This window comes from Streptomyces sp. SJL17-4, assembly GCF_036826855.1.
Lineage (GTDB): Bacteria > Actinomycetota > Actinomycetes > Streptomycetales > Streptomycetaceae > Streptomyces.
Genome location: NZ_CP104578.1, coordinates 3,878,830 through 3,904,203 on the forward strand (window position 1 = coordinate 3,878,830; position 25,374 = coordinate 3,904,203).

A 25,374-nucleotide genomic window follows, 5' to 3' on the forward strand; every position below is an offset into this window, starting at 1 on the left:
TCAAGTCAAGTCAGGGAACCGCTTGCGTCAGATACGGGAGGGGGTATACATGGAACCGAAGCCGATACCCCCCGAGGGTATCTCGCCCCACCGGAACCGACCGGAACCGACCGAGGAGAAGCCATGGGCTCCTGCTGCACCCCCGACAACAGCTGCTCGACCACCACGGAGACCACCGCCGTCGCGGTCGCCGACAGCACCGTCACGGTCTACGCCGTCTCCGGCATGACCTGCGGCCACTGCAAGACCGCGATCACCAAGTCCGTCAGCGCGCTCGACGGCGTCATCTCCGTCGACGTCGACGTCGCCGGCGGCCTCGTCACCGTGACCACGGGCGGCGAGCCCGACGACGCGGCCATCACCGCGGCGGTCGACGACGCGGGCTACGAGCTCACCGGCCGCGCCTGACCGACAGCCCCCTCGGGGCCTGTCCTCGGCCGCCGGGGCCCGCCCACCACGCCCGGGCCCCGGCCCCCGACACCCCCGTACTCACGAGGAGCAGGAACAGTCATGACTACGACGACACCGGGCACCGCCCAGGTCGAGCTCGCCATCGGCGGCATGACCTGCGCCTCGTGTGCGGCCCGCATCGAGAAGAAGCTCAACCGCATGGACGGGGTCGAGGCCACCGTCAACTACGCCACCGAGAAGGCGAAGGTCACCTTCGACGCCGACATCGACGTCGCCGACCTCATCGCCACCGTCGAGGCCACCGGCTACACCGCCGCCGAGCCCGCGCCCCCGAGGTCCGAGACCCCCGGCGCCCCCGACGGCCCCACCGACGAGGAGAAGGCCGACGAGGAGCTGCGGCCCCTCAAGCAGCGGCTGGTCACCGCCGTCACCCTCGCCGTGCCCGTCATCGCCATGGCGATGGTCCCGGCGCTCCAGATCGAGTACTGGCAGTGGCTGAGCCTCACGCTCGCCGCCCCGGTCGTCGTCTACGCCGCCTGGCCGTTCCACCGCGCCGCCTGGACGAACGCCAAGCACGGCGCCGCCACCATGGACACCCTGATCTCGGTCGGCACGATCGCCGCGTTCCTGTGGTCCCTGTGGGCGCTGTTCTTCGGGACCGCCGGTACGCCGGGGATGACCCACCCGTTCGAGTTCACGATCGCCCGCACCGACGGCGCCGGGAACATCTACCTGGAGGCCGCGGCCGGCGTCACCGCCTTCATCCTCGCCGGCCGGTACTTCGAGGCCCGCTCGAAGCGCAAGGCGGGCGCCGCGCTCAAGGCGCTGATGCAGCTGGGCGCCAAGGAGGTCACCGTCCTGCGCGGAGGCCGCGAGGTCACCGTACCCACCGCCGAACTCCAGGTCGGCGACCGCTTCCTGGTCCGCCCCGGCGAGAAGATCGCCACCGACGGCACCGTCGTCGAGGGCTCCTCCGCCGTCGACGCCTCCATGCTCACCGGCGAGTCCGTCCCGGTCGAGGTCTCCGTCGGCGACTCCGTCACCGGCGCCACCCTGAACGCCGGCGGCCGGCTCGTCGTCGAGGCCACCCGCGTCGGCGCCGACACCCAGCTCGCCCGGATGGCGAAGCTCGTCGAGGACGCGCAGAACGGCAAGGCCGCGGCCCAGCGGCTCGCCGACCGGATCTCGGCCGTCTTCGTCCCCGTCGTCATCGCGCTCGCACTCGGCACCCTCGGCTTCTGGCTGGGCACGGGACAGGGTCTGACCGCGGCCTTCACCGCCGCCGTCGCCGTCCTGATCATCGCCTGCCCCTGCGCCCTCGGTCTGGCCACCCCGACCGCCCTCATGGTCGGCACCGGCCGCGGCGCGCAGCTCGGCATCCTCATCAAGGGACCCGAGGTCCTGGAGACGACCCGCAAGGTCGACACGATCGTCCTCGACAAGACCGGCACCGTCACCACCGGCCGGATGACCCTCATCAAGGTCCACACCGCCGAGGGCGTCGACGAGAAGGACGTCCTGCGCCTCGCCGGCGCCCTGGAGCACTCCTCCGAGCACCCGATCGCCCAGGCCGTCGCCACCGGCGCCGCCGCCAAGGTGGGGACCCTCCCGACCCCCGAGGACTTCGCCAACATCCCCGGACTCGGCGTCCAGGGCATCGTCGACGGCCACGCCGTCCTCGTCGGCCGCGAGAAGCTCCTCGACGAGTGGGCCATGGCGCTCCCCGCGGACCTCAAGTCCGCGAAGGACACCGCCGAGAAGGCCGGCAAGACCGCGATCGCGGTGGCCTGGGACGGCGAGGCCCGCGCGGTCCTCGAAGTCGCCGACGCGGTGAAGGAGACCAGCGCCGAGGCCATCAAGCGGCTCCGCGCGCTCGGCCTGACCCCCATCCTGCTCACCGGTGACAACAAGGCGGTCGCCGAGGCCGTCGCCGCCGAGGTCGGCATCGACGAGGTCATCGCGGAGGTCATGCCGCAGGACAAGGTCGACGTCGTCAAGAAGCTCCAGGCCGAGGGCCGTTCGGTCGCGATGGTCGGCGACGGCGTGAACGACGCCGCCGCCCTCGCCCAGGCCGACCTCGGTCTGGCCATGGGCACCGGCACGGACGCCGCCATCGAGGCCGGCGACCTGACCCTCGTACGGGGAGACCTGCGGGCCGCGGCCGACGCGATCCGCCTCTCCCAAAGACGCTCGGCACGATCCGCTCGAACCTCTTCTGGGCCTTCGCCTACAACGTGGCGGCCCTGCCGCTCGCCGCGGCCGGACTGCTCAACCCGATGATCGCGGGCGCGGCCATGGCCTTCTCCTCGGTCTTCGTGGTCGGCAACAGCCTCCGCCTGCGGGGCTTCCAGGCCGCCGACCGCTGACGGAATTCCACTGATCGACGGGTCCGCCGGTGATTCCGCCGGCGGACCCACCCTTCCCCGCCGAATCTCCGAGGAGCCCGTCGTGGCCGGTTACGGACAGCACAAGGAAGACATCATCAGACGCCTGCGCCGGATCGAGGGCCAGGTCAGGGGGTGCAGCGGATGGTCGACGAGGACGTCTACTGCATCGACGTCCTCACCCAGGTCTCCGCGATCAACGCGGCCCTCCAGTCCTGCGCGGTGGCCCTGCTCGACGAGCATCTGAGCTGCTGCGTGACGGAGGCCATCGCGCAGGGCGGGGACCAGGCGAAGGTGAAGGTGGGCGAGGCGTCGAAGGCGATCGCCCGGCTGATCCGGACGTGACGAGCGACATGACGAGTGGCATGACGAGCGACATGACGGATTAGCGAGGCGGAATCAACCGCCCTTGCGTGAGGGACAGTCGGCGGACAGCGTGAGGCTCAGCCGGAGACAGAGGCCGAGCAGCTGCCGGAGGAGCACCAACTCCACCGTTCCGGGAGGACCGGAGTCGCAGACCTTCACGCAGGGGCGGTTCCGCGTAGGGAGCTTCATGAGGGTCGACATCCTGGCAGAGTACCCCTAGGGGGTATACCTGAGCGAGGGGAGCGGCCCGTACGATGAGCCGCCCATAGGGAGGGGATGCACGTGCGCCGGCTGGGAGAGCTGGAGGCCGAGATCATGGACCGACTGTGGGCCTGGCAGCGGCCCGCCACGGTCCGCGAGATCGTCGACGACATCAACCGCGGCCGACGGGTCGCCTACACGACCGTCATGACCGTCGCGGACATCCTGCACCGCAAGGGCTGGCTCCGTCGCGAGAAGGCCGGCCGCGCCTGGCTGTACGAGCCCGTCCGCAGCCGCGAGGAGTACACCGCCGGCCTGATGCGGGACGCCCTCGGCGACAGCCAGGACCGCCCCGCCGCCCTCCTCCGGTTCGTCGAGGCCATCTCGGACGAGGACATGGACGCCCTCGACGCGGCCCTCCGCGCTGCCCGCGGCGACCACGATCCACACCTCGGCGGCGGGAGCGGCGCGTGAACGTGAACCATCACGTCCTCGTCCCGCTCGGGCTCTTCGTCCTCACCGGCTTCCTCGTCCCCTGGCTGCTCGTCCGGGCGCGCTGGGCGCAGCAGGCGCCCCGGCTCGCCCTCGGCGTGTGGGCCGCGTGCGGCACCGCCTTCGCCGCCGCGAGCGCCCTGCTCCCGGCCCAGCTGGTCCTGTCGAGCGCCAGCAGCCACCGCCTCGCGGACATGATGTTCGCCCTCCAACTGCCCACCGTGGAACAGCTCCTGGCCCTCGACGGCCGGGAGCGTCTCGCTTTCTCGCTCTCCCTGGTGGTGCTCTCGATGCCCGCCGCCGCGTTCGCCCGCCGACTGGTGAGGGCCCGCCGGGTGCGGCTGCGGCACGCGGGGGTGCTGCGGCTCGTCGGACGGTACGACCCCGCGCTGCGGGCCACCGTCCTCGACGACGCGCGCCCCGCCGTGTACTGCCTGCCGGGCCGCTCGCGCCGGGTCGTCGTCTCCTCGGGCGCGGTGGACACCCTCACCCCCGCCCAGCTCGCGGCGGCGCTCGCGCACGAGCGGGCCCACATCGCGGGGCGGCACCATCTCCTCGTCGCCGCGTCGGAGGCCTTCGCGGCCGTGTTCTCCCGCCTGCCACTCGCCCGGCACGGGGTGGGCTCCGTACCGCTGCTGCTCGAAATGGCGGCGGACGACCGGGCGTTGCGCCGATGTACGCGGGACGCGCTGGCCACGGCGCTGTACGCACTCGCGTCGGGGCGGGCGCCGCGGTCGGCGTTCGCGGCGGGCGGGCCGTCGGCGGCACTGCGGATGCGGCGCATCCTCACTCCGCACAGCGCCGGCCATCCCGTCCTGCGCGGTCTGACGACCATCGCGGCCGCGGGTCTCGCGATGACACCGTTGATCGTCGCCTGCTGTTCCTTCCCCGGATAATTTACTCGCTTCAGCACGACCGACCCGCCGAACAGCGCTATTTACTAAGCGAATTCGTAGATTTCGCATCGGTCACGAACAACTGAATTCCCCGCTATTGTGGGTATGTTGGGGCTCGGGCTCGGCACGTCGAAGGGTACAAAACCGATGCAGCTGGCTGGCGTTCGAACGGCCGCGGCCGGCGATGCGACGACGATATCCAGGCTGCTCGCCGACGCCATTCGGAGCAGCTACACGGGAATCCTGGACGAAATCCCGATGCGGCGACTGATCTCCGCGCAATGCGCACTCCCCGCATACGCGCGGAAATTGAAATTCCCGGGGCGCGCCCGGTTGGCTCGGCTGGCTCGTCGCGACGGACGCGGAGGGCACGGTCGTCGGCGTCGCCGCGGGCGGTGTCCCCTTGCCGGGCGAGGGCGAGGTGTACGCCCTGGCCGTGGAGTCCGGATCCCGCCGCCGGGGTGTGGGTACGGCCCTGCTGGCGGCGGCCACGGACCGGATGCGGACCTTCGGGGCCCTGGACCAGCGGGTGGAACTCCCCGCGGAGGCGGACCCGGCCCTGCCCTTCTACACCCACCTGGGCTTCGCCGCCCTCTCCGCCCGACGCTGGAGCAGAACGCTGTAGCGACAGCCGTACTCCCGGCGTGCTCCTGGGCGTGGCAGATCCACGCCATCGCGTGTTCACGCAGCCCGATCCGGTGGATCGGGGTTCCTCCCCCAGGTCAGGATGGGTCCAGCGGCGCGGGCCCCGGCGGCACGGGTACCTCGTCCGGACGGCATGGACCGAGCGAGCCCCTGGAGGAGCGATGCACACACCGAGCGGCACTTCCCTGCCCGTCGTGCCCGCAGCGTTCGCTCCGGTCCTGCCGTCCCGATACGGCCGGGAGCCGGAGCCCGCCCCCGGGGCCGGCATCCGGGTCACCTCGGACACCCTGCCCGGACTCGAATCCGTCTCCCCCGCCGACGAGAACTCCGTCTGGCTGCACGACGCCCTGCTCGGCCCGCACAGCGCGGACATCGTCCGGTACCTCAGCCTCGCCCGCTCCACCGGCGGACCCGTTCTGGACCTCGGCTCCGGCGCCGGGCGGCTCGCCGTCCCGTTCGCCCGCCACGGCTTCGCCGTGGAAGCCGTGGACCGGGACGCCTCGGCCCTGGCGCGCCTCGACGGCTGGGCCCGCCGGATCGGTCCGCAGGTGGCCGGGCTCGTCGTCACCCACCGGACGGACCTCACCGAGCTGCGCCTCGAAGGCAGCTACCGGCTCGCGCTGCTCGCGGGCGCGATGGTCACCGCCGTACCCCCGGCGCGGCGGCCCGAGCTGCTGCGGGAGGTGGCGTCCCATCTGCAGACGGGCGGCGCCCTCGCCCTGGACTACACGGCGCACCAGCTGCCGGGGCTCATCGCGGAGCCGCAGCGGACCTGGGCGTTCCAGGTGCCCCGCTTCGACGGCATCGACGAGTGGGTGGTGGCCCGGCAGGTCTTCGACCTGCCGTCGATGAGCGAGCGGATCACGTACTACGCGGCCAGGACCGGGAAGCTGTCCACGGAGCGGGTCGTCCTGACCACCGACAAGTGGATCGTGGACCCCGAGCGGCTCGCGGCGGAACTGCACTCCGCGGGCCTGCACATCGAGGGCCGGCGGCGGCACCGGATCGACGACCGGACCGAGTCCGTCCTGCTCGTGTGCAGGACGGACGACTGACGGGGCCGACAGTGGCCGGACGGCTGACGGCTGACGGTGGCCCGCGAAGAGTCCTGACGAGGTTGACGAGCAAGAGGTACGATGCCCACAAAAGTTTGAGCCGACCAGATGGCAGGCGGGCGGGCGGAGAAGATGGCAGTCGTGGAAGAGCTGACGGGCCGCGAGGCGGTGATCCAGCGCCTGCGCGACGTCGGGCTGCGGGTCACGGGCCCGCGCCTGGAGGTGCTCACGGTGCTCGCCGCCGGCGGCCATCTCGACGTCGAGGCCATCACCACGACCGCCCGCGAGCGGCTCGGCACGCTGACCAGCCAGGCCGTGTACGAGATGCTGCGGCACTTCCAGGAGACGGGCCTGGTCAGCAAGTTCGACCGGCCCGGCCTGCCCGCCGTCTTCGAGATCTCCGGTCCCGCGCACCAGCACGCGCTGTGCCTGAACTGCGGCCGGGTGGAGAACGTGACGGCCGCCGCGCCCGCGCCACCGCGCGGCAGCCTCTCCGCATGGGCGGTCAGCGACGCCGAGGTGGTCTTCAAGGGCCTGTGCCCCGACTGCCGCGAAGCGCACCCCTCACACTGAAAGCACACGAACACCGTGCGGCGCGTTCGAATGTGTGGCAGGGTCTAGCGGGGCGTTTCAACAGGATCCGCGCGATCCGAGGGGAGTCTGCTGCGCCGTGTCCAAGAACGCCGCCGGAGCGCGTACGGCAAGCGAACAGGCACTCGCCCTCTACCAGGAACTTCGCACCAGTCCCGGCGAACCCCTCGACGCGGTCGCACACCGACTGGACCTCACCGAAGCCGAACGCGAGCGCTGCCGCACCGAGTTGGTGAACCTCGGCCTGATCGAGCCGAGCACGGAACCGGCCCCCGAGCCCGCCCCCGTCGTCGTCACCCCGGACATCGCCCTGCTGCGGCTCCTCCAGCACGAGCGCGACCGCCTGGAGAGCCGGCTCGCCGAGACCAGCCGGGCCCACACCGCCCTGGAGACGCTCGCCGGACCGTTCCTGCGGGCCGGGATGGAAACCGGCTCCGAGGTCGAGGTGCAGATCGTCGACGACCCCGCGCGCATCCGCCGCGAACTGGCCGACCTGACAGACACGGTGCGCGGATCGGTCCATTCGATGCTCACCGGATCGGTGCGGCGTGAGGAGATGGCCCTGGAGCTGGACCGGGACCGGGGCCGGGTGGCGCGCGGCGTGCGGGTCCAGGCCATGTACAGCCAGCGGGTCGGACAGGTTCCCGAGATGGTGCAGCACCTCGCGGAGCGGTCCGCGCTCGGCGTCGAGGTGCGGCTCTCCCCCGTCGTCCCCATGAACATGGTCCTCGCCGACGAGAACTTCGCGCTGCTCCCCACCGACCCGCGGGATCCGGAGTCCGCCGCGATCCTGGCCAGGGGTCCGGGCCTGGTCCGCTCCTACCGTGCCCTGTACGAGTACTGCTGGCACGCGGCCACCCCGTACGGCCACGCGGAGCCGGCCCCGCACGGCGGCGACGGACTGACCGAGCAGCAGCGGGCCGCGCTCCGGATGCTCGCGTCCGGCATCAAGGACGAGCAGGTGGCCCGGAGCCTGGGTGTCTCGCTGCGCACGGTCAGCCGGCTGATCTCCGAGGTGATGCAGGAACTGGGCGCGGCCAGCCGCTTCGAGGCGGGCGTACAGGCCGCCCGGCTCGGTCTGCTCGACGGCGAGCCCTACGAGCACACGGCGTAACGCGACGGACGCACGGACGGACGGGCGGACGGGCGGACGGGCGGACGGGCGGACGCACGGACGGACGCACGGGCGGGCGGGGCAGCGGGCAGCGGGCAGCGGGCAGCGGGCAGCGGGCAGCGGGCAGCGGGCAGCGGGCAGCGGGCAGCGGGCAGCGGGCAGGGGAAGTCGACGACACGAGGGGCGGCATGGCAACGGCGGACACCGGCGTGCCGGACCGGTCTGCCGACCGGCTCGTCCCGCTCTACCGGGAGCTGCGCAGGCGCGGCGTCGCGGACTTCGCGGGGGCCGCCGCCGCGGGGCCGGCGGCCGAGGAACATGCCCGCTTCCGGGCGGACCTCACCTCGCTCGGCCTGATCGTGCCGACCGGCACCCCACACGCCACCCGCTCCGACGTGCGCGACGCGCCGACCGGCGCCCGGACCTCGGGACGGTGGCCACCGTCGACCCGAAGATCGCGCATGTCGTCCGGACCGATCTCGCCGCCCTGCACCCGGGCGGGCCCGGCGACCGGCTCACGGAACAGCAGGGGGAGCTGCTGCGGATGCTCGCGACGGGCATGAAGGACGAGAGGATCGCCCGCGCCCTCGGGGTCTCGCTGCGCACGGTGAGCCGTCAGATCTCCGAACTCATGCAGGAAATGGGCGCGTCGAGCCGCTTCGAGGCCGGGTCGAGGGCCTTCATGCTCGGCCTCCTGACCGAGGACCCGCGCTCGCACGGCACGTAATCTGACGGCTCGGGACACCGGACCACGAAGAGAAGGGGGAACCTCGCCGTGATCACGACGGATGGCTCCATGAGGGACGGCCGGGCGGACGGCCGGGCGGACGGCCGGGCCGACGCGCAGCTGGTGGCCCTCCACCGCGAGCTGCGTCGGCGCGGCGTGTCGAACTTCCCGGAGGTCGCGAAGGAGTTAGGGCTCGGGGCCGAGGAGTACGAGCGATGTCGCGCCGAACTGATCTCCCTCGGTCTCATCGTTCCCACCACCAGCACCCACGCCACCAGTGCCGACCTTCGTGACGCCCGGTGGCAGCCGGACGCGGACGCGGTCGCCTCGGTCGATCCGGAGATCGCGCTGCTGCGCATCCTGGACCGCGAACGGGCCCGACTGCGGGAGCATCTGGCCGAGGCCGACCACGCGTACAGCGCGCTGGAGACGCTGGCCGGCACGTTTCTCCGGCCGGGTTCGCTGACCCGTTCCCAGATCGCGGTCGAGGCGATCACCGACTACCGGCGGATCCAGCAGGCGCTGGAGGACATCATCGACGTCACGCAGGAGGCGTCCTGCTCGATGTATCCGACCGGCCCGGCCCGGCAGGTCCCCGAGCGGATCTTCGAACGGGACCGCCGCAAGCTGGACCACGGAGTGCGGGTCCGCGCCATCTACCGCGGCAGGGACGCCGCCCGGCCGGAGGCGGCGGAGGTCCTCAACCGCCGTGCGGAGCTGGGTGTCGAGGTCAGGATCGCGCCCGATCTGCCGATGACGATGGTCATCGTCGACGAGCAGTACGCGATCGTGCCGCTGCGTCCCGAGGAGCCCGGCAAGGGGGCGATCCTGGCCCGCGGGCCGCTGCTCGTCCGCTCCTTCCTGAGCCTGTACGAGCACTGCTGGCACACGGCCTCGCCCTACGGGGACCATGTGGCGCCCGAGCGGGGCGGGGACGGCCTTTCGGAGCAGCAGCAGGCGGCGCTGCAGATGCTCGCGGCCGGGATGAAGGACGAGAAGATCGCCCGCAATCTCGGGGTCTCGCTGCGCACGGTGAGCCGGATGCTCTCCGAACTCATGCAGGAATTGGGCGCGTCGAGTCGCTTCGAGGCGGGTGTACGGGCGGTACGGCTGGGCTGGCTGGATTGAGCACCCGAAAAGCCCCGCAATCGTGGCAGGTCGATTGCGGGGCTTTTCTCATGTCCGGCCGGGAGAGGTGCGGCCGGCCGGGCCGCGCCGGATGCGTCAGTTGATCGGCGAGGTGGTGGTGGGAACGGCGTGCGGCCAGTCGTCGGTCGGACCGGCCTGCTGCTGCCCGGCCGGGGCGGCGTCGGCGGTGGTCGCCAGGGCGGCGCCGCCCCCGACGGCCAGACACGCCACCAGGGCGAGGGCGAACTGACGGACGGCCATGCGAATTCCGGAGTTCTGCTCAGCGGACATGATTCCTCCAGGAGTTGGAATGTGAATTCCGCCTTCTGGGGGCCCGTGCCGCCGGGCGCTCCCTGAAGACATCTCCATTCTGTAGCTCCCCCGAGGCGAATCCAGAGTTGTTCGATGCGTGGACCTGCCATGGCGTGATTGCGTCAATAGGCCGCCGCGGGAACGGAATTACTTCATCCTGGCCGCCTCTAACTTTTGGTCGAACCAAAAGAGGTGCTAGACTGGTGCGACGGTCTTCTCGTTCCTCCAGGAGAGAGAGGCCGTCGGGGTAGGGGGCGTGCCGCCGCCCCTGCCCCACCACCCGCTCCCCGCCGGAGAACACCGGCCGGCGCGTCTCCGCCAGCGCCCCCCGGTACACCTCGACGGTCCGCGCGGCCGACGCCCGCCAGCTCATCCCGTGCGCATGCCGCACCGCCGCCTCCCCCATCGTCTCCACCATCGCCGGGTGCGCCGCGAGCCGGCGCAGCCTGCGCGCGTAGTCCGACGGGTCGTGACCGTGCACCAGAAGCCCCGTCACCCCGTCCCACACCGCCGTCGACAGCCCGCCGACCGCCGCCGCGAGCACCGGAGTCCCGCAGGCCTGCGCCTCCAGGGCCACCAGACCGAACGACTCACTGCGCGAGGGCACCACCAGGACGTCCGCCGCCCGATACCAGTCCGCGAGCCGCGCCTGCGGTACGGGCGGGCAGGACCGCAGCACATCCGTCACCCCGAGATCCGCGGCGAGCTGCCACGCCGACCCCTCGCGGGTCGCGCCCGAGTGGCCGCCGACCACCGGCACCAGCAGCCGGCGGCGCAGGTCCGGGGCCTCCCGCAGCAGCTCGGCGACCGCCCGTACGAGCACGTCCGGGCCCTTCAACGGCTGTATGCGGCCCGCGTACAGCGGCACGAACGCGTCGGCCGGAAGCCCGAGCCGGACCCGCGCCGCCACCCGGCCGTCCCCCGGGTGGAAGGTCCGCAGATCGACCCCCGGGCGCACCACCTCGGTCCGCTCCCCCGCCGCCCCGTACAGCGACCGCAGCGCCTCGGCCTCGTCTGCCGTGTTCGCGATCAGCCGGTCCGCGGCGCCCACCACCTGGTGCTCGCCCCGGACCCGCAGCTCCGGCTCGGGGGTGTCACCGGCGGCCAGCGAGGCGTTCTTCACCCGGGCCAGGGTGTGGGCGGTGTGCACCAGCGGGATCCGCCAGCCCACCGAGGCGATCCGGCCCGCCTGCCCGGAGAGCCAGTAGTGCGAGTGGAGCAGGTCGTACCGCCGCTCCTCCTTGAGCAGGGCCAGCGAGAACGGCACCACCAGGTCGGGCATGGCCTCCTTGGGCAGCGCCCGGCGCGGCCCCGCGTGCAGATGGCGGACCCGCACCCCGGGGGCGAGTTCGACGAGCGGGGGCAGGTCCTCGCCCCGGCAGCGGGTGAACAGATCGACCTCCGCGCCCTGTTCGGCCAGGGCGCGGGACAGCTCGACCATGTACACGTTCATGCCGCCGGCGTCCCCCGTCCCGGGCTGGTGGAGCGGGGAGGTGTGGACGCTGAGCATGGCGACGCGCAGGGACACGAGGGGCTCCTGAGGGGAGGGAAGCCACGTGCCCCTGCGCGTCGCTCGCGCGCGCGCACGGTCACGCGGCAGGGTGGGGGATCGGACGGTACCGGGGTACCGGTTACTGGGTACTGGGCTACTTAGTTGCTTAGTAGTAGGAGTACGGAGGGCGGGTCAGAAGCCGAAGACCGGGCCCGACGGGGGTGCCAGGCGGGTCCCCGGCAGGGGGGCCGTCAGGGCGTGCCAGTCGACCGGACGGCCCGGCGCCACCTGGAGCGCCGCCGCAAGGCGGTCCGCGCCCTCCGGCATCACCGGCCGCGACCAGGCCGACAGGGCCGAGGCGACCGCCAACTGGGCGGCGAGCGCAGGGAGATGACGGCAGGAGGTGCTGGGCCGACAGCGTTCGTGGGCGTTGACGTGACCGAAGTCAGCGGCCGAGCGGACCATCTCGTCCAGGACGGCGACGGCCCGGCGCGGGTCGAAGGCATCGGGGCCGTACGCCTCACGAAGGTCGTCGACGCCCCGGTGCAGCCGCCGCTCCAGGATCTCCCAGCCGGTGCCGCCGGGCAGGCCTGCGCGGCGCGAGACCGCCGCACTCCTCCCGTACGGCGGCGAAGAGCCGGGACAGCCAGCTGTTCCAGTTCTCGTCCAGCTCGCGGCGGGCGGTGGCGAGCCGCTCCCGGTGGAAGACGGTGCGGCGGCCCAGCGGGCGGGCCTGGAGGACATGGCGGCGCAGGGTGTCGGAGCCGTACTCGGTGAGCAGGTCGAGCGCCCAGACGTTGCCCTCCTGGACGCCCTCCTCGATGACGTACGACTCGTTGACGTTGAAGTCCTGCGGCAGCTTGATGTCCTGCGCGAGGAGCAGCACCGGAAGCAGCACGGCGTGGCAGAAGGCGTGCCCGAAGCCGCAGAAGTGGATCGCGCGGCGGGGCAGCGGGCCCTTCACGTCGTAGCCGAAGAGGTGCATCGCGGCGGCCTCGAAGCAGCCGTCGATCCGGTGGTCGGGGAAGCCCTCGACGGGGACCTGGAGGCCCCACTCGGCGGGGTGGCCGACCGCGATGTCCGGCAGCCCGTCCTCGACGAGCGAGCGACTCGCACAGCGCGGCGAGCCGCGGCGGCAGCCCGGCCGTCGCCCAGTAGTCGGCGAGCGTCTCCCGGAACGGCTCCAGGGGTACGTAGAGCCGGCGGCAGCGGCGGGCCACCGCCGGGGTGTCGCAGAGCGCGCAGCGGGCGCCGATCAGGTCGCCGCCGTCGTTCGGCCGCGCGCACTCGTGGCACATGCCGCCGTCGCTGACCGCGCCGCAGTGCGGGCAGGTGCCGGTGGCGTGCGCCCCGTACAGCCAGCGGTCGCAGGGCTCGCAGTACGGGAGGAGGCGGGTGCGCGGGGCGATGACGCCCTGCGCGAAGAGCCGCCCGAAGAGGTCCTGCACCCAGCGTCCGTAGCCCTTGTCGCGGCGCGGGCGCACGATGTGGTCGAACTCCACGCCCGACCGTAGCCAGTCCGCGGTGATCGCGGCCCGGTAGCCCTCCGCGACCTCCTCGGGCTTGCGGTTGTGGCGCAGCGCGCGGACCTCGACGGAGCTTGCGTGGTCGGCGGTACCGGTGGTGAACCGGACGGCCTCGCCCTCGGCGCGCAGATAGCGGGTGAGGACGTCGGCGGCGACGTACGGCCCGGCGAGGTGGCCGATGTGGAGTTCGCCGTGGGTGGCGGGAGGGGTCGCGGTGATCCAGACGGGGGTGCTCATGGGGCTGGAACCTCCTTGACGCTGTGGTGCGGTGGGCTCAGCGCGGTTCGAAGTGGAAGGAACGGATGAAGCAGTCGCGGGGCTGCTCGACCGCGTAGACGATGCATTCGAAAAGCGCCTGGGTGGTCAGCTTCTCGTCGGGTGCTATTCCGTCCGGATTCGAGCCGTCCCATTCCGCGAAGCGAGGGTCGGAGGTCGAGAAGTCGGGCGGGAAGAGGGAGAAGACGCGGACGCCGGAGGGGCGGAGGCGGCGCGAGAGGATGTCGGCGAATCCGGCCTGGGCGCTCTTCGCCGCCCAGAAGGCCTCGTGGGCGGCGCCGGCGGCCGCGGCGGAGGCGCCCTCGGCGTCACGGACGGCGACCATGTTGACGATGTCGGGCCGCAGCGAGCCGCGCAGCAACGGCAGGAAGTGCTTCACCATGAGGACCGTGCCGCCGGCCGTCGACTCGATCGTCTCGACGATCTCGGCGTCGCTGGCCGCCTCCAGGTCCATGCCGTCGAGCCAGCGGGCGCCGTTGTTGACCAACAGGTCGACCCGGTCGGTGCGTTCGCCGACGCGGGCGGCGAACTCCCGGATCTCGGCGGGCCTGCTGAGGTCGCAGCCGAAGGCGTGGATACGGTCACGGGCCGAGCCCATGACTTCGGTACGGGTGCGTTCGGCGGCCTCGACGGTCCGCGCCGAGACATAGACCTCGGCACCGAGATGCGCGAATCCGACGGCGAGCGCGCGACCGAAATAGCGGGACGCTCCGGTCACGACGACACGCAGATTCTCGAATTTCATGTGTGCCTGCTCTCCCCACGGATACCGATGGCCGGTCCATTTCAGCGTGGCAGAGGAAAGGGACCGCGGGCCTGGCGAGAGGGTGCGCGTTCACGCCGTTGCGTGGATACGCCACGGCAGCACGAGCCTTTCGAGCAGCTCGGCGCGCTTGTGGTGGACGCGGACGCGGTCGGGCGCGGTGGAGACGGTGACGGTGCCGCCGGGGGTATGGACCGCGCCGTCCACGGGCGGGACGACGGTCCCGTCGATCGCGCCGGCGGCGGCGAGGGCGGCGGCGCCGGTGAGCGCGAGCCGGGGGTGCCAGCCGCCGACGGTGAGCGCGCGGACGGCGATCCCGCCGGGACCGGCGGTGAAGACGGCGATCTTGGGGAGGGCGGAGTGGGGTGGATGGCCGAGGAGGCGGGCGGCGTGGGCGCGGAGGGCGAGGAGCCGGTCGTGGAGGGCCTCTTGGGGAAGGTTTCGGGCGTCGACGAAGACGTAAGGGTTGCCGTAGCGGACGAGGGAGACGGGGGTGCCGTCGAGGAGGTCGACGGGGCGGCCGGTGGGGAGGGTGCCGGGGGCGGTGGGGGCCCGGAGGAAGCTGAGGGTGTAGGCGTCGCCGTGGGGTTGCGGCTGCGGGTGGGGCTGCGGATGTGGCTGCCGCTGCGGATGTGGCTGCGGCTGTGGCTGCCGCTGCGGATGTGGCTGCGGATGTGGCTGCGGTTCGCAGAGGACGGTGTCGCCGGTGGTCACGGCGCGGACGGTGACGGGCCCGGGGCGGCCGTCGGCGACGACGCAGGCGAGGAGGGAGTGTCCGCATCCGGCGCGGAAGTCGAAACCGCCGTCGGGGAGGGCCTGGACGAAGCGGTGGTCGAGACGGCCGTGGCCTGCGGGGCGGTACAGGGCGATCTTGCCGATCCCGGCGTGGGGCGTGCGGGCGAGCGCGTGGCGCAACGCCGCCAGCTCTCCGCCGAGGGCGAGGGCGCCGGGGGGAGGTGGTCGAGCCGGAGGACGAGGGTGGGGCCGGGGGCGTCGTGGGCGCGGACGAGGGCCGCCTCCACCCCCGTTGTGGGCATACGTTCCGCAGGGGCGGTGGGGGTCCCCCCGGACGGAGTCTGGGGGAGGGTGGGCACAACGGACGGCACCCTTGCGGGTGCCTCCGCTCCTTGTGCCTGGACCCGCACCGGAAGCGCGTCGCCCTGGTGGTGCGGGCCGGTTACGGGGGCGGAGGCGCCGCCGGAGGGCGCCGTCCCGTGTGCCCACCCGTCCCGCCCTGCGGGACGATTGCCCACACGGGCGGGGCGGGGGGCCGCAGCCGGGGGCGCAGGCGCCACAGGCGCGGGAGGCGCGGCAGCCGCAGGCGCAGGGGCGGTAGACGCGGCGGCCGTGGGCGCAGGCGCCGCAGGCACGGGCGCCGTGGCGGCCGCAGGCGCTGTGGCGGGGCGCGGAGGTCCCGGGGGGTCAGGCCGCACAGCCGATCGGGATGCGCATGCCCTGGACCACCTCCGTCCACAGTTCGTGGACCGCCAGGGCCCACAGCGCCTGGGCGTCGTGGTGGGAGGGTCGTTCGCAGTGACGGGTGAGGAGTTTCTGGACGCGGTCCGCCCGGACCTTGCCGCCCAGGACCAGGCGGGCCGGGGACAGGAGTTCCCGGACCGTTTCCAGGAGCGGACTGCCGGGTGCGAGCATCGCCGACAGCGGCAGGGTGAAGGGCTGCTTGGGGCGGCGCAGGACCGCCGAGGGCAACAGCTCCGCCCCCGCCTCGTACAGCGCCCGCTTCCCCGTCCGCGCCGCCGTCGGCAGCGCACGCGCGTGCGTCACGACCGCCGGCTGGCAGAACGGCATCCGCGCCTCGACCGCCCACGCCATCGACAGGTGGTCCACGCGCCGCAGGTGGTACGCGGGCAGCCGCCACCGCGTCTCGAAGGCCGTCATCGCGGTGAGCCGGTCCTCGCCGACGGCCTCCGCCGAGCGGAGCTCCTGCTCGATGCGGTCCGCCGCCGAGCCCTGATCGGCGATGTGGGCACGGTAGTTGGACGTGTAGAGGTGCTCGCGGAGCAGCCGCGGCGCCGCCGAGAGCGCGTCCGCGTAGGACGCCGCCCAGTCCGTCCCCGCCCAGTCCGTCCCCGCCGGCGCAGCGAGCGCCGCGCGCATCCGGTCGTACCCGCCGAAGAGTTCGTCGGCGCCGTCGCCGGTCAGCGCGACGGTGAAGCCGTTCTCGCGGACGGCGCGGAACAGCGCGTACGTGGAGAGGGCGATGGGGTCGGCGTTGGGCTGGCCGAGGGGGGACGGTCCGGGTGAGGAGGGAGCCGATCTCGTCGGGGTCGACGGCGACCTCGTGGTGCACGGTCCGGGCCCGGCGGGCGACGGAACGGGCGTACGCCGCCTCGGAGTCGGGCCACCGGCCCCGGTAGGTGAGATGGAAGGTGTGCAGCGGCGGCGCGTCGGTCTCGCGGGCGTGTTCGGCGGCGAGCGCGGTGACGAGACCGGAGTCGAGGCCGCCGCTGGTGATGGCGCAGACGGGCACCTCGGCCTCGGCGAGCCGCCGCACCTCGTGCCGCAGGACGTCCTGGGTGTCGCCGACGGGCGTGCTCCGGTGCGGTCCCCGGCGGCGTACGACGGGTGCGGCGCCGGGCCGTACGAAGGCGGTGGCCCCGGGCGGCAGGACGCTGACGCCGTCGAGGGCGGTGTGCGTGGAGAAGGACGTACGGGTGGCGAGGACGGTGTCGAGGGAGTCCTCGCGCGGGGAGATCCGTACCCCTTCGAAGGCGAGGAGCGCGGGGATCTCGGAGGCGAAGCGGGTGGAGCCGTCGTACGGGTCGTGGTGGAGATGGATCGGCTTCATGCCCATGTCGTCGACGGCGAGGACGAGTTGGGTGCTGCCGGGGCGCAGGTCGAGGATCGCGACGGCGAACATGCCGTCGAGGTGCTCGGCGAACGCGGGCCCGTACTCGGCGTAGAGCGCGGGCAGCAGCGTGCCGTCGCAGCGGTCGGGGAACCGGTGGCCGCGGGCGGCGAGGGTGCGGCGCAGCTCGGCGTGGTTGTATATCTCGCCGTTGAGGACGGCGAGGATGCCGGGGAGGTGGGGCAGCCGGTAGGGCTGCCGGCCGCCGCAGGGGTCGGTGACGGCGAGCCGGTCGCAGCCGAGGGCCCAGCCGGGCCCGGTGAGCACGGCGTGCTCGTCGGGTCCGCCGTGCGCTGACGGGCCGAGACCGCCGCGAGCTGGGCCGGCTCGGGGCGGTCCGCGTGGGCCGCCGCCCCCGCGGCGAAGGAGCCGAGAATCCTGCACATAGCGGTCACCCTCCAAGCACATCACCCAACTTGACCAATGATTTGAATCTACCAACTTTTTGAATGGCGCGTAAGTGCCATGTCCAGTTCACGCCAAGGCTTGGCCTTGCGACGCCCCCGCCGCCCCAACAGGCTGACCTCATGGAGGACTTCGACCACACCGCTCGCACCGCCCCCGAATCGCTGCTCGTCGTGGCCGCGCACCCCGACGACATCGAGTTCTGCGTCAGCGGCACCGTCATGCAGTGGATCGAGCGCGGCACCCGCGTGACGTACTGCATCGTCACGGACGGCGGCGCCGGCGGTTACGACGACAGGCTCCCCCGCCAGGCGATGGCGGATCTGCGCCGCGCCGAACAGGTCCACTCCGCCAAACTCAGCGGCGTCGCCGACGTCCGCTTCCTCGGCTACCCCGACAGCTTCGTGGAAGCCTCCGTGGAACTCCGCCGCGACCTGTGCCGGGTGATACGGGAGGTACGGCCGCAGCGCGCGATCATCCCCTCCCCGAGATCAACTGGGCGCGGGTCGCCGACCTCCACCCCGACCACCGCGCCGTCGGCGACGCCTGTCTGCGCGCCGTCTACCCCGAGGCCCGCAACCCCTTCGCCCACCCCTCCCTGCTGAAGGAGGAGGGCCTGGAGCCGTGGACCGTCCACGAACTCTGGCTGATGACCGGCCCCACCCCGAACCAGTACGTGGACGTCACCCCCGTCTTCGACCGCAAGGTCGAGGCACTGCGCATCCACACCTCCCAGACGGCCCACTTCGACGACCTCGCGGGCCTCCTGCGCACCTGGCTCGGCGAACACGCGACGGCGGGCGGGCTACCGGCGGGACGGATGGCGGAGGCGTTCCAGATCGTGCACATCGACTGAGCGCGGACCGGTGCCGGTCAGCCTTGTGGGGTTCGGGGGCGCGTGAGACCGTGGCGCCCAACGGGACGTGATCCGGGGGAGTTCATGCGATGACAGACCGACGCTCGGAACAGATGAAGCTGCAGATGGAGCTGTACCGGCTGCCTTGGGTCGAGGCGAACGAGGACCTGTGCCGTGACGGCGCCAAGAACCTGCGAACCTTCCAGGGGAACCTTCCCGACGACCGCGCGGACGCCACGAAGGCCGTCCAGCGCCTGGTCTCCCACGGGCAGGGCGAGGCGACGAAGGCCCTCGGGGAGCACTGGGACGAGTTCGTGAGGAAGTTCGACAGGGTGGCCGCGGCGGCGGGCGCGATCGCCGAGGGGCTCAGCGGCTCCGCCGACATCATCGGCGACACGAAGGACACGGTCATCGACATCGTCGAGGACTTCCAGAGGCGTCTCAGCCTGCTGTCCGAGGGCGAAATGCCCGGGCAGGTGGACCACTCGGCGGAGGAGGAGTCGGAGGCCGCGATCACCAGGGCGCAGCTGGAGCCCGAGATCGCCACGACCCGGACGCGGAGCAACTCCCGCCTGACCCTCGTGCGGAACGACTCCGACGTCCGGTCACTCAAGCAGATCGCCGGACTCCCGGAGGGCACGGGGAACGGTGACCAGGGGGCGATCGGCGGGGTGGCACCGGGCATCACGGGACAAGGAGACGGGAGCACGGCGCCGGGGGCCGAAAGCGGCACCGGGGGCGGCGAGGGCGGTCGCGCGATCAGCGGCGACACCATGCGGCTGGCGTCCGCGGGCGGCCACTCGTCCCACAACTTCTGGATCGAGCACGACGAGCACAAGCGCGCCGTCGAATCCCTCGACAAGGTGGCCACCCACCTGCGCGACAAGACGTCGGCGGAACTCGGCCGGGCCGTACTCGACGTGACGGAGTTCGGTGCGAGCGGCACGCTCGGATCCTCGATCGCCGCAGGCTACAGCCCGCTCGTCGACGATCTCGTCCTCGCCACCCGCGCCCTCGGCAACCACCTGACCGGCCCTCTCTCCGACGCCATCCGCGCGGCTTCCAAGGACGCGAAGGACACCGACGACGAGACCAGGGGCCGCTTCTGGTGGATGAGGTAGGGCACGGAAGGAAGCGGTTCCTCCGCGGGGACGGCGGGTACTTGGCGTACATGTCAAAGGGCTGGCGTTGGTTCTTCCTTGCCGTCTTCGTCGTCTGGACAGTCCTCGCGCTCCAGTGGACGGAGGCCGGCTGCGACTACCCGGAGGCCTACCTCGCGGTGGTGCGCTTCGGCACCCCCGAGGGTCTGGAGTTCCTGCCGGCCTGCGCGGGTTAGACGTCCGGGTCCGCTGGAGCGGGCCTACGATCGAGGTATGACCTCTCGCTGCGGTTCGTCGCTGTCGCTCTGGTCGAGGGACTCGTTCCTGTCCATCGGGTCCGTCGGATCGACCCTCTCGATCGGCTCGGTCGGGTCGTTCCTGTCCGTCGGCTCGGTCGGTTCCGCGCTGTCGGCCGGCTCCGTGGGGTCCTGGGCGAGCGTCGGCTCCCTGCTCTCCGCCCAGTCCTGCTGGTCGGTGCTCTCCTGGCGCTCGCGCCGCGGCGTGCTCGCGGCGGGCGCGGTGCTCGCGGTCGCGGGGGCCGTGGCGCTGTCGGCGTCGGCCCCCTCGGCGCCGGTCCCGCTCAGGCCGTCGCGTCGATCTTGTCCTTGAGCGCGGTCAGCGGACCCTGGACGCTCGCTCAGGAGCGCGCCACGAGCCGTACCGCGAGGACGACGATCAGCGTGCTCGACGCGAGCACCGTGGTCAGCCGCCCCCGGGCCCCCGTCAGGGTCCGGCCCAGCAGCGTCCCGCCCAGGGCGAGGAGCAGTTGCCAGCTCGCCGAGGCGAGCAGCGCCGCGAGGACGAAGGCCGTCCTGTCGGGGAGGGTCGCGGGCGCCGAGGGGCCCGTCGCGAGGACGAGTGCGGCGAAGTAGATCACCGTCATCGGATTGAGGATCGTGATCCCCAGGAAGGTGAGGTACGCACGGGCGGGACCGAGGGCCGTCCCGTCGGTCCCGTCGTCGCGGGAGGCGAGCCCGCCCGTCCGGTACGTGGTGACGGCGACGTACGCCGCCCGTACCGCGAGCACCACGAGCACCACGGCCGAGGCCCATCGCAGCGGGGTCGTCACCGGCGCCAGCAGCGGAACCAGCGCGGAGCCGCCCGCCACGGCGATCACGGCGTAGACGCCGTCCGCCGTGGCGACTCCGAGCGCCGCGCCCACGCCCGTACGCCAGCCGGTACGGGCCGTCACGGCCACCAGATACGCCCCGACCGCGCCGACCGGGATCGCGATGCCGTAGCCGGCGAGCAGGCCGGCCACCACCGCGGTGGTCACGCGACGGCGGGGATCGCACCTTCGGGGGAGCCGGTCCGCTGCTGTCGGCGGTACGCCGAGCCGTCCTTGGTCCGGGCGAGGAAGCCGCCGATCACGAGATAGCGCCGCAGGGCGGAGAAGTCCTCGTGGACGGTGAGCAGCGCCTGGTTGACCTCGGGCTCGCGGTAGTCCCGGTCGGGAGCGAAGAGGTTCTCGGCGAGGTGCGCGAGGAGGTCCTCACGGCGGGCCGGCCTGCGCGGGATCGCCTTGAGGCGCCCGTCGGCGGAGAACAGGTCCGCGACCGGGCGGGGAGGACGGGCCTCGCCGGAAGGACGGGCCTCGCCGGAAGGACGGGAAGGATGACTGGTCATGAGGGTGAAGCCTGACGGCCACCGGTCGGCCCCGCAAAGGGTTTTCGCCGTGGACGCCCGCTCACTTCAGGATGACGTTCACGGCCTCCTGCACCTTCGGCAGGATCGTACGGCCGCCGCCGCGGTCGAAGATCGGCCGGGCCTTCTCCACGAAGGCGAGGAAGGCGTCCTCGGAGTCCCAGAAGTCCACGACCCGCCACCCCCCACTTCCGTCGGGCCCGGCGGCGTGCGCGAGGAACCCCTCCGGCGGGAACCAGTCGGCGGCCTCCAGGAGCCGGGTGGTCTCCTCGTACTGCTCCTGCGTGCCGCCGGGGATCTCTACGGTGACGATGACAGCCATGCCGCTGCTCCTGTGTGTGGGGCGGCGGAGATGAACGTGCGAGATCGCGACCAGCACACCAGCGGCCGGGACACCCCGCACGGCGGCGCACTCCGAACGAGCGACGCGGCCGTCAGCCCGCGGGGAGGACCTCGACGCCCCGCCGCGCCGTGAGCTGCCCGATCACCGGGTCGCGGGGGTCCGCGTCGGTGATCAGCCCGCTGATCTCCTCCCACGGCAGGACACGGAAGCGCGAAGCGGTGCCGATCTTCTCGGAGGAGGCGAGGACGTAGGTGTCCGCGGCGCGCGCCGAGAGGGCGCGCTTCATGGCGGCCTCTTCCGCGTCGCCGGTGGTCAGTCCCGCGTCGGGGTGCACGCCGGTGACGCCGAGGAAGCAGAGGTCGGCGGAGACGTTCTGCGCGGCCTCGACGGCGGCGGCGCCGCAGGCGACGGCGGAGTGCTTGTAGACGCGGCCGCCGATGAGGAAGACCTCCGCCCGCGGATGGTCGATGAGGGCGGCGGCGATCGTCGGACTGTGGGTGATCACGGTGCACGCCAGGTCCTGCGGGAGGGCGTGGACGACGGCCAGGGCGGTGGTGCCGCCGTCGAGGATCACCGCGCCGCCCGGCCGTACGAGACCGGCGGCCACCGCGGCGACCTTCCGCTTGCCGTCCGGTGCGACGGACTGCCGGGACCGGTAGTCCGCCACGGCCGGCGAGACCGGCAGCGCCCCGCCGTACACCCGCTGGCACAGCCCCTCGCTCGCGAGATCGCGCAGGTCGCGCCGCACGCTGTCCTCGGAGATCCCCAGTTCGGCGGCGACGTCCTTGGCGACGATCTTGCCCTCGCGGGCGAGCAGTTCCAGCAGGTGGTCGCGCCGTTCGGCAGCCAGCATCCGCACTCTCTCCTGTTCTTGCACGTTTCTGCATGTATCGTAGCGCGCCATGGACGACCAGCAGACGCTCGACAAGCCCATGCTCATCCTCATCGCCGGGCCCTACCGCTCCGGCACCGACGGCGACCCGGAGGCCATGGCCGCCAACCTCGCCCGCCTGGAAGCCGCGGCGTGGCCGGTCTTCGCCGCGGGCCATCTCCCCGTGATCGGGGAGTGGATCGCCCTGCCCGTCCTGCACTCGGCCGGCGCGGGTCCCACAGACCCCCTCGCCGAGCAGGTCCTGTACCCGGCCGCCGACCGTCTGCTCGCCCACTGCGACGCCGTACTGCGGCTGCCCGGCGACTCCACCGGCGCCGACCAGGACGTCGCCACCGCCCGCCGCCGCGGCCTGCCGGTCTACCACGACGTGACCGAGATCCCCGGCCGTACGGCGCGGGAGGACGCGTGAGCACCGGCCCCGCGCGGGGGCGGGCCGGCGACCGGCTGCCCGACGACCAGCTGCCCGACGACCAGCTGCCTGACGACCGGCTGCCCGGCGTCGACGTCCCCGACCACCGGGGCCGGACCCACCTCGACCGCGCCGGACGCGATCTCGACCGGAACCCCGGTGTCGTGGTCCGCGACGTCGAGCTCACCTCCCGCGGCTGGCACGTTCTGCGGCGGACCACCTTCGACTACCGCCGCCGCGACGGGCGTTGGGTCACCGAGCAGCGCGAGACGTACGACCGGGGGAACGGCGCCGTCGTCCTGCCCGTACGACACCGAGCGCGGCACCGTCCTGCTCACCCGGCAGTTCCGCTACCCGGCCTACGTCAACGACCACCCCGACGGCATGCTCGTCGAGGCGGCGGCGGGGCTGCTCGACGCCGACGACCCGCTGACCGCGGTCCGCCGCGAGAGCGCCGAGGAACTCGGCGTCACCCTCGGCCCGCTCACCCACGTCCTCGACGCGTACATGAGCCCCGGATCCGTCACCGAACGCCTCCACTTCTTCGCCGCGCCCTACACCCCGGCCGACCGGACCGGGACCGGCGGCGGACTGGAGGAGGACGGCGAGGACATCGAGGTCCTCGAACTTCCCTTCACCGAGGCCCTCGCGATGACCCGCGACGGCCGGATCGCCGACGGGAAGACCATCCTGCTGCTGCAGTGGGCGGCGCTGGACGGGCCGTTCGCCTGAGCCGGGGGCAGAGCTGTTTGCTTACGGACGCAGGACGGGAAAGTGTGCTCCGGCCCAGGGAGCGCGGAGGGAGACCGGCCGGCCGGCGGCCGGCTTGCCGTCGGTCCTGTCGTCGCCGTCGGCCCACACCTTGACCTGCGACGGGGGGTCCTCGTCGAGCGACGGCCAGCCGGGGTTCCCGTCGGCGGCGAAGTCCGCCCAGGCACGCACCATGCGGCGCGACAGCTCGTGGTCGGCAGGGGTGGGCGTACCGCCGATGAGGAAGGCCACGGCGTCGTCGTCCAGAGTGCCGAAGGCGAAGGGGATGTCCGCGCAGTGCCAGGCCCGCACGGTCCCCTCCGGCCCGGTGCGCCGACGGTCGAAGCGCGAGAGGAACGTCCTGCCGCCCGCTCGGGCGTGGGCCTCAGCGAGCCGGTTGCCGTACTCGCCGAAGAGCAGGTCGCCGAAGACGGCGAGGTAGACGTCGAGCACCGGGGCATCGGGCATCGCGGCGCGATATCCGGCGACGAGGCCCTCGGGGAGACCGAAGTCATCGGCGAAGACCGCGAGTTGTTCGTCGGTGGTGACCTTCGCGCAGCTGCCGACGGCGTCGAGCAGCCAGTACTCCTCGGTGGCGTGGCAGACCAGCAGGTCCACTCCCCGGCCGCGCCGGCGGCGATCCCGGCGAGGGGGTCGGTGGGCAGGACGTCGCCGTCGAGGACCGGGGCGTAGAGCGAGGGGTCGTAGTGACGGGATCCGGAGGCGGGGTCCCGCCGGTAGTCGTCGACCACCTGGTCGGCGGCGGTGACCAGGGCCTGCGGAGTCATGGCGGTCAGGCCCTCGGGCGTGGCGGGGCAGCCCGCCGCCGCGGCGATCTCACGGGTGGTCGCCTCGGAGATCTCGCGCGTGTAGCAAGGGCTGGCGGGGCTGTGGGCGATGGCACGGTGGAACAGGCCGCGGGCGCGGTCCATCACCATGAGACAGGCGATCGAGGCGGCGCCGGAGGACTGTCCGGCGATCGTGACGTTGCCGGGGTCGCCACCGAAGGCGGCGATGTTGTCCCGTACCCACCGCAGCGCCGACCTGGTCGAGCAGACCGCGATTGTCCGGGTGGCCGGCCGCCGCGCCGCCCGGGACGTGGCCGAAGCCCTCGAAACCGATGCGGTAGTTGATGGTGACCACGACGAGACCGGCACGGGCGAGCGCGAGGCCGTCGAAGTCGGGCTGGGCCGAGGAGCCGAAGGTGTAGGCACCGCCGTGGATCCACACGAGGACGGGGAGTCGGCCGGGGAGCCGACCGCCGTCGGGGACGGGAGTCCAGATGTTGAGGGTGAGGATGTCGCCGTCGCCGTCGCCGTCGCCGGGAGACCACACGGGTGAGCCGGGGAGCTCTGCCGACTGCGGCGCTATCGGGCCGAACTTCGTACAGTCCCGCACACCGCTCCACGCGGGTGCCGGAAGGGGCGCGCGGAACCGGTCGGCGCCGAAGGGCGGGGCGGCGTAGGGGATGCCGAGCGCGGCGACGACATCGGCGGAAGCCCGGAAGCCTCGGGCCAGACCGTTGTTCGTCCTGAAGATGTCCATGGACGGAGCTTTGCATCTCGCGGCGCGCACAGGCCAACACCAAGACCACGAAGATTGACGCACCATCGATGTAAATCGGACGGGATGCGACGGCCCGCGTCGACGTGACCGGCGTCACATCCGCCTCCTGTCAGCAATCGGCGCTCCGTCTCGTTCAAGGGGCGCCCGAACGAGACAGGAGCATC

The 25,374-nt window shown here is 72.7% G+C and carries 26 protein-coding genes and 7 pseudogenes; 18 read left to right on the plus strand and 15 right to left on the minus strand.

Annotation, left to right across the window (positions count from 1 at the left end):
• Positions 1 to 123 precede the first annotated feature (123 nt).
• The 3 genes and pseudogenes from N5875_RS17190 (at position 124) to N5875_RS17200 (ending at position 3,140) form a co-directional block, all read left to right on the plus strand.
• On the plus strand, positions 124 to 408 hold the full coding sequence (locus N5875_RS17190; RefSeq protein WP_318212576.1) for a heavy-metal-associated domain-containing protein: 285 nt from the start codon (positions 124 to 126) through the stop codon (positions 406 to 408).
• A 102-nt stretch (positions 409 to 510) separates the two neighbouring features.
• Positions 511 to 2,777 (plus strand): annotated as a pseudogene (locus N5875_RS17195) (heavy metal translocating P-type ATPase).
• A gap of 64 nt (positions 2,778 to 2,841) precedes the next feature.
• Positions 2,842 to 3,140, plus strand: a pseudogene (locus N5875_RS17200) (metal-sensitive transcriptional regulator).
• Positions 3,141 to 3,194: 54 nt separating this feature from the next.
• Here the strand turns inward: N5875_RS17200 and N5875_RS17205 are convergent.
• Entirely contained in the window at positions 3,195 to 3,350 is a 156-nt protein-coding gene (locus N5875_RS17205) for a hypothetical protein (protein WP_318212578.1), read from the minus strand.
• A 93-nt stretch (positions 3,351 to 3,443) separates the two neighbouring features.
• On the opposite strand from N5875_RS17205, the gene N5875_RS17210 reads away from it, so the two are divergent.
• The 8 genes from N5875_RS17210 (at position 3,444) to N5875_RS17245 (ending at position 10,010) form a co-directional block, all read left to right on the plus strand.
• Positions 3,444 to 3,836: a BlaI/MecI/CopY family transcriptional regulator gene (locus N5875_RS17210; protein WP_318212579.1), complete on the plus strand. Its 393-nt coding sequence runs from the start codon at positions 3,444 to 3,446 to the stop codon at positions 3,834 to 3,836.
• The gene (locus tag N5875_RS17215; RefSeq protein WP_318212580.1) at positions 3,833 to 4,750 is read left to right on the plus strand and encodes a M56 family metallopeptidase; all 918 of its coding nucleotides are present in this window, start codon (positions 3,833 to 3,835) and stop codon (positions 4,748 to 4,750) included. The genes N5875_RS17210 and N5875_RS17215 overlap by 4 nt, the downstream gene beginning before the upstream one ends.
• A gap of 403 nt (positions 4,751 to 5,153) precedes the next feature.
• A complete protein-coding gene (locus N5875_RS17220) occupies positions 5,154 to 5,375 on the plus strand; it encodes a GNAT family N-acetyltransferase (RefSeq protein ID WP_338494611.1) in 222 nt (73 codons plus the stop codon).
• Between the two features lie 214 nt (positions 5,376 to 5,589).
• On the plus strand, positions 5,590 to 6,450 hold the full coding sequence (locus N5875_RS17225) for a methyltransferase domain-containing protein (protein WP_318212582.1): 861 nt from the start codon (positions 5,590 to 5,592) through the stop codon (positions 6,448 to 6,450).
• A 132-nt stretch (positions 6,451 to 6,582) separates the two neighbouring features.
• Positions 6,583 to 7,023 (plus strand): transcriptional repressor, encoded by a 441-nt coding sequence (locus tag N5875_RS17230; protein ID WP_338494614.1) that lies wholly within the window; start codon positions 6,583 to 6,585, stop codon positions 7,021 to 7,023.
• A gap of 97 nt (positions 7,024 to 7,120) precedes the next feature.
• Positions 7,121 to 8,155, plus strand: a complete 1,035-nt coding sequence (locus N5875_RS17235; RefSeq protein WP_318212584.1) for a helix-turn-helix domain-containing protein — start codon at positions 7,121 to 7,123, stop codon at positions 8,153 to 8,155.
• A 433-nt stretch (positions 8,156 to 8,588) separates the two neighbouring features.
• Positions 8,589 to 8,882, plus strand: coding sequence for a LuxR C-terminal-related transcriptional regulator (locus N5875_RS17240; RefSeq protein ID WP_338494616.1), 294 nt, complete (start codon positions 8,589 to 8,591; stop codon positions 8,880 to 8,882).
• 48 nt (positions 8,883 to 8,930) lie between these two features.
• Positions 8,931 to 10,010 (plus strand): LuxR C-terminal-related transcriptional regulator, encoded by a 1,080-nt coding sequence (locus N5875_RS17245; protein WP_318212586.1) that lies wholly within the window; start codon positions 8,931 to 8,933, stop codon positions 10,008 to 10,010.
• Positions 10,011 to 10,106: 96 nt separating this feature from the next.
• On the opposite strand, the gene N5875_RS17250 is transcribed toward N5875_RS17245, so the two are convergent.
• From N5875_RS17250 to N5875_RS17290, 9 genes and pseudogenes are all read right to left on the minus strand, one after another.
• Positions 10,107 to 10,301, minus strand: a complete 195-nt coding sequence (locus N5875_RS17250; protein ID WP_338494619.1) for a hypothetical protein — start codon at positions 10,299 to 10,301, stop codon at positions 10,107 to 10,109.
• A gap of 325 nt (positions 10,302 to 10,626) precedes the next feature.
• Positions 10,627 to 11,832 (minus strand): annotated as a pseudogene (gene mshA / locus N5875_RS17255) (D-inositol-3-phosphate glycosyltransferase); the annotation flags it as partial.
• A 174-nt stretch (positions 11,833 to 12,006) separates the two neighbouring features.
• Positions 12,007 to 12,279: a hypothetical protein gene (locus N5875_RS17260; RefSeq protein ID WP_338499392.1), complete on the minus strand. Its 273-nt coding sequence runs from the start codon at positions 12,277 to 12,279 to the stop codon at positions 12,007 to 12,009.
• 55 nt (positions 12,280 to 12,334) lie between these two features.
• Positions 12,335 to 12,799 carry a hypothetical protein gene (locus tag N5875_RS17265; RefSeq protein ID WP_338499393.1) on the minus strand — a complete coding sequence of 155 codons (465 nt, stop codon included), beginning with the start codon at positions 12,797 to 12,799 and terminating at the stop codon, positions 12,335 to 12,337.
• Between the two features lie 220 nt (positions 12,800 to 13,019).
• Positions 13,020 to 13,577, minus strand: a pseudogene (locus N5875_RS17270) (class I tRNA ligase family protein); the annotation flags it as partial.
• A 37-nt stretch (positions 13,578 to 13,614) separates the two neighbouring features.
• Complete coding sequence (locus tag N5875_RS17275; RefSeq protein ID WP_229314727.1) at positions 13,615 to 14,361, minus strand: SDR family oxidoreductase; 747 nt, start codon at positions 14,359 to 14,361, stop codon at positions 13,615 to 13,617.
• A gap of 90 nt (positions 14,362 to 14,451) precedes the next feature.
• Complete coding sequence (locus N5875_RS17280; protein WP_338494625.1) at positions 14,452 to 15,294, minus strand: hypothetical protein; 843 nt, start codon at positions 15,292 to 15,294, stop codon at positions 14,452 to 14,454.
• A 507-nt stretch (positions 15,295 to 15,801) separates the two neighbouring features.
• The gene (locus N5875_RS17285; protein WP_338499183.1) at positions 15,802 to 16,761 is read right to left on the minus strand and encodes an asparagine synthase C-terminal domain-containing protein; all 960 of its coding nucleotides are present in this window, start codon (positions 16,759 to 16,761) and stop codon (positions 15,802 to 15,804) included.
• Positions 16,691 to 17,653 (minus strand): annotated as a pseudogene (locus tag N5875_RS17290) (asparagine synthetase B); the annotation flags it as partial. The gene N5875_RS17285 and the pseudogene N5875_RS17290, both read right to left, overlap by 71 nt.
• Positions 17,654 to 17,871: 218 nt before the next feature.
• Between N5875_RS17290 and N5875_RS17295 the strand changes: the two are divergent.
• The 5 genes from N5875_RS17295 to N5875_RS17315 all read left to right on the plus strand — a co-directional run bounded on the left by N5875_RS17295 (position 17,872) and on the right by N5875_RS17315 (position 20,215).
• Positions 17,872 to 18,255, plus strand: coding sequence for a PIG-L family deacetylase (locus N5875_RS17295; protein ID WP_338499184.1), 384 nt, complete (start codon positions 17,872 to 17,874; stop codon positions 18,253 to 18,255).
• 44 nt (positions 18,256 to 18,299) lie between these two features.
• The gene (locus tag N5875_RS17300) at positions 18,300 to 18,506 is read left to right on the plus strand and encodes a hypothetical protein (protein WP_338494628.1); all 207 of its coding nucleotides are present in this window, start codon (positions 18,300 to 18,302) and stop codon (positions 18,504 to 18,506) included.
• Between the two features lie 89 nt (positions 18,507 to 18,595).
• Positions 18,596 to 19,627 carry a hypothetical protein gene (locus N5875_RS17305; RefSeq protein WP_318212592.1) on the plus strand — a complete coding sequence of 344 codons (1,032 nt, stop codon included), beginning with the start codon at positions 18,596 to 18,598 and terminating at the stop codon, positions 19,625 to 19,627.
• Positions 19,628 to 19,668: 41 nt separating this feature from the next.
• Complete coding sequence (locus N5875_RS17310; RefSeq protein ID WP_318212593.1) at positions 19,669 to 19,842, plus strand: hypothetical protein; 174 nt, start codon at positions 19,669 to 19,671, stop codon at positions 19,840 to 19,842.
• A 37-nt stretch (positions 19,843 to 19,879) separates the two neighbouring features.
• Complete coding sequence (locus N5875_RS17315) at positions 19,880 to 20,215, plus strand: hypothetical protein (RefSeq protein ID WP_318212594.1); 336 nt, start codon at positions 19,880 to 19,882, stop codon at positions 20,213 to 20,215.
• A gap of 28 nt (positions 20,216 to 20,243) precedes the next feature.
• Here the strand turns inward: N5875_RS17315 and N5875_RS17320 are convergent, their stop codons facing one another.
• From N5875_RS17320 to N5875_RS17335, 4 genes are all read right to left on the minus strand, one after another.
• On the minus strand, positions 20,244 to 20,882 hold the full coding sequence (locus N5875_RS17320; RefSeq protein ID WP_338494631.1) for a LysE family transporter: 639 nt from the start codon (positions 20,880 to 20,882) through the stop codon (positions 20,244 to 20,246).
• Entirely contained in the window at positions 20,879 to 21,232 is a 354-nt protein-coding gene (locus tag N5875_RS17325) for a DUF2087 domain-containing protein (protein ID WP_318212596.1), read from the minus strand. Before N5875_RS17325 ends, N5875_RS17320 begins: the two co-directional genes overlap by 4 nt.
• Before the next feature lie 61 nt (positions 21,233 to 21,293).
• A complete protein-coding gene (locus tag N5875_RS17330; protein WP_318212597.1) occupies positions 21,294 to 21,572 on the minus strand; it encodes a hypothetical protein in 279 nt (92 codons plus the stop codon).
• A gap of 112 nt (positions 21,573 to 21,684) precedes the next feature.
• Positions 21,685 to 22,446, minus strand: a complete 762-nt coding sequence (locus N5875_RS17335; protein WP_338494636.1) for a DeoR/GlpR family DNA-binding transcription regulator — start codon at positions 22,444 to 22,446, stop codon at positions 21,685 to 21,687.
• Between the two features lie 79 nt (positions 22,447 to 22,525).
• Between N5875_RS17335 and N5875_RS17340 the strand changes: the two genes are divergently transcribed.
• Both N5875_RS17340 and N5875_RS17345 read left to right on the plus strand, forming a co-directional pair.
• A complete protein-coding gene (locus N5875_RS17340; RefSeq protein WP_318212609.1) occupies positions 22,526 to 22,894 on the plus strand; it encodes a DUF4406 domain-containing protein in 369 nt (122 codons plus the stop codon).
• An 80-nt stretch (positions 22,895 to 22,974) separates the two neighbouring features.
• Positions 22,975 to 23,626, plus strand: a pseudogene (locus N5875_RS17345) (NUDIX domain-containing protein).
• A 21-nt stretch (positions 23,627 to 23,647) separates the two neighbouring features.
• Here the strand turns inward: N5875_RS17345 and N5875_RS17350 are convergent.
• Positions 23,648 to 25,189: pseudogene (locus N5875_RS17350) on the minus strand (carboxylesterase family protein).
• Positions 25,190 to 25,374 lie beyond the last annotated feature (185 nt).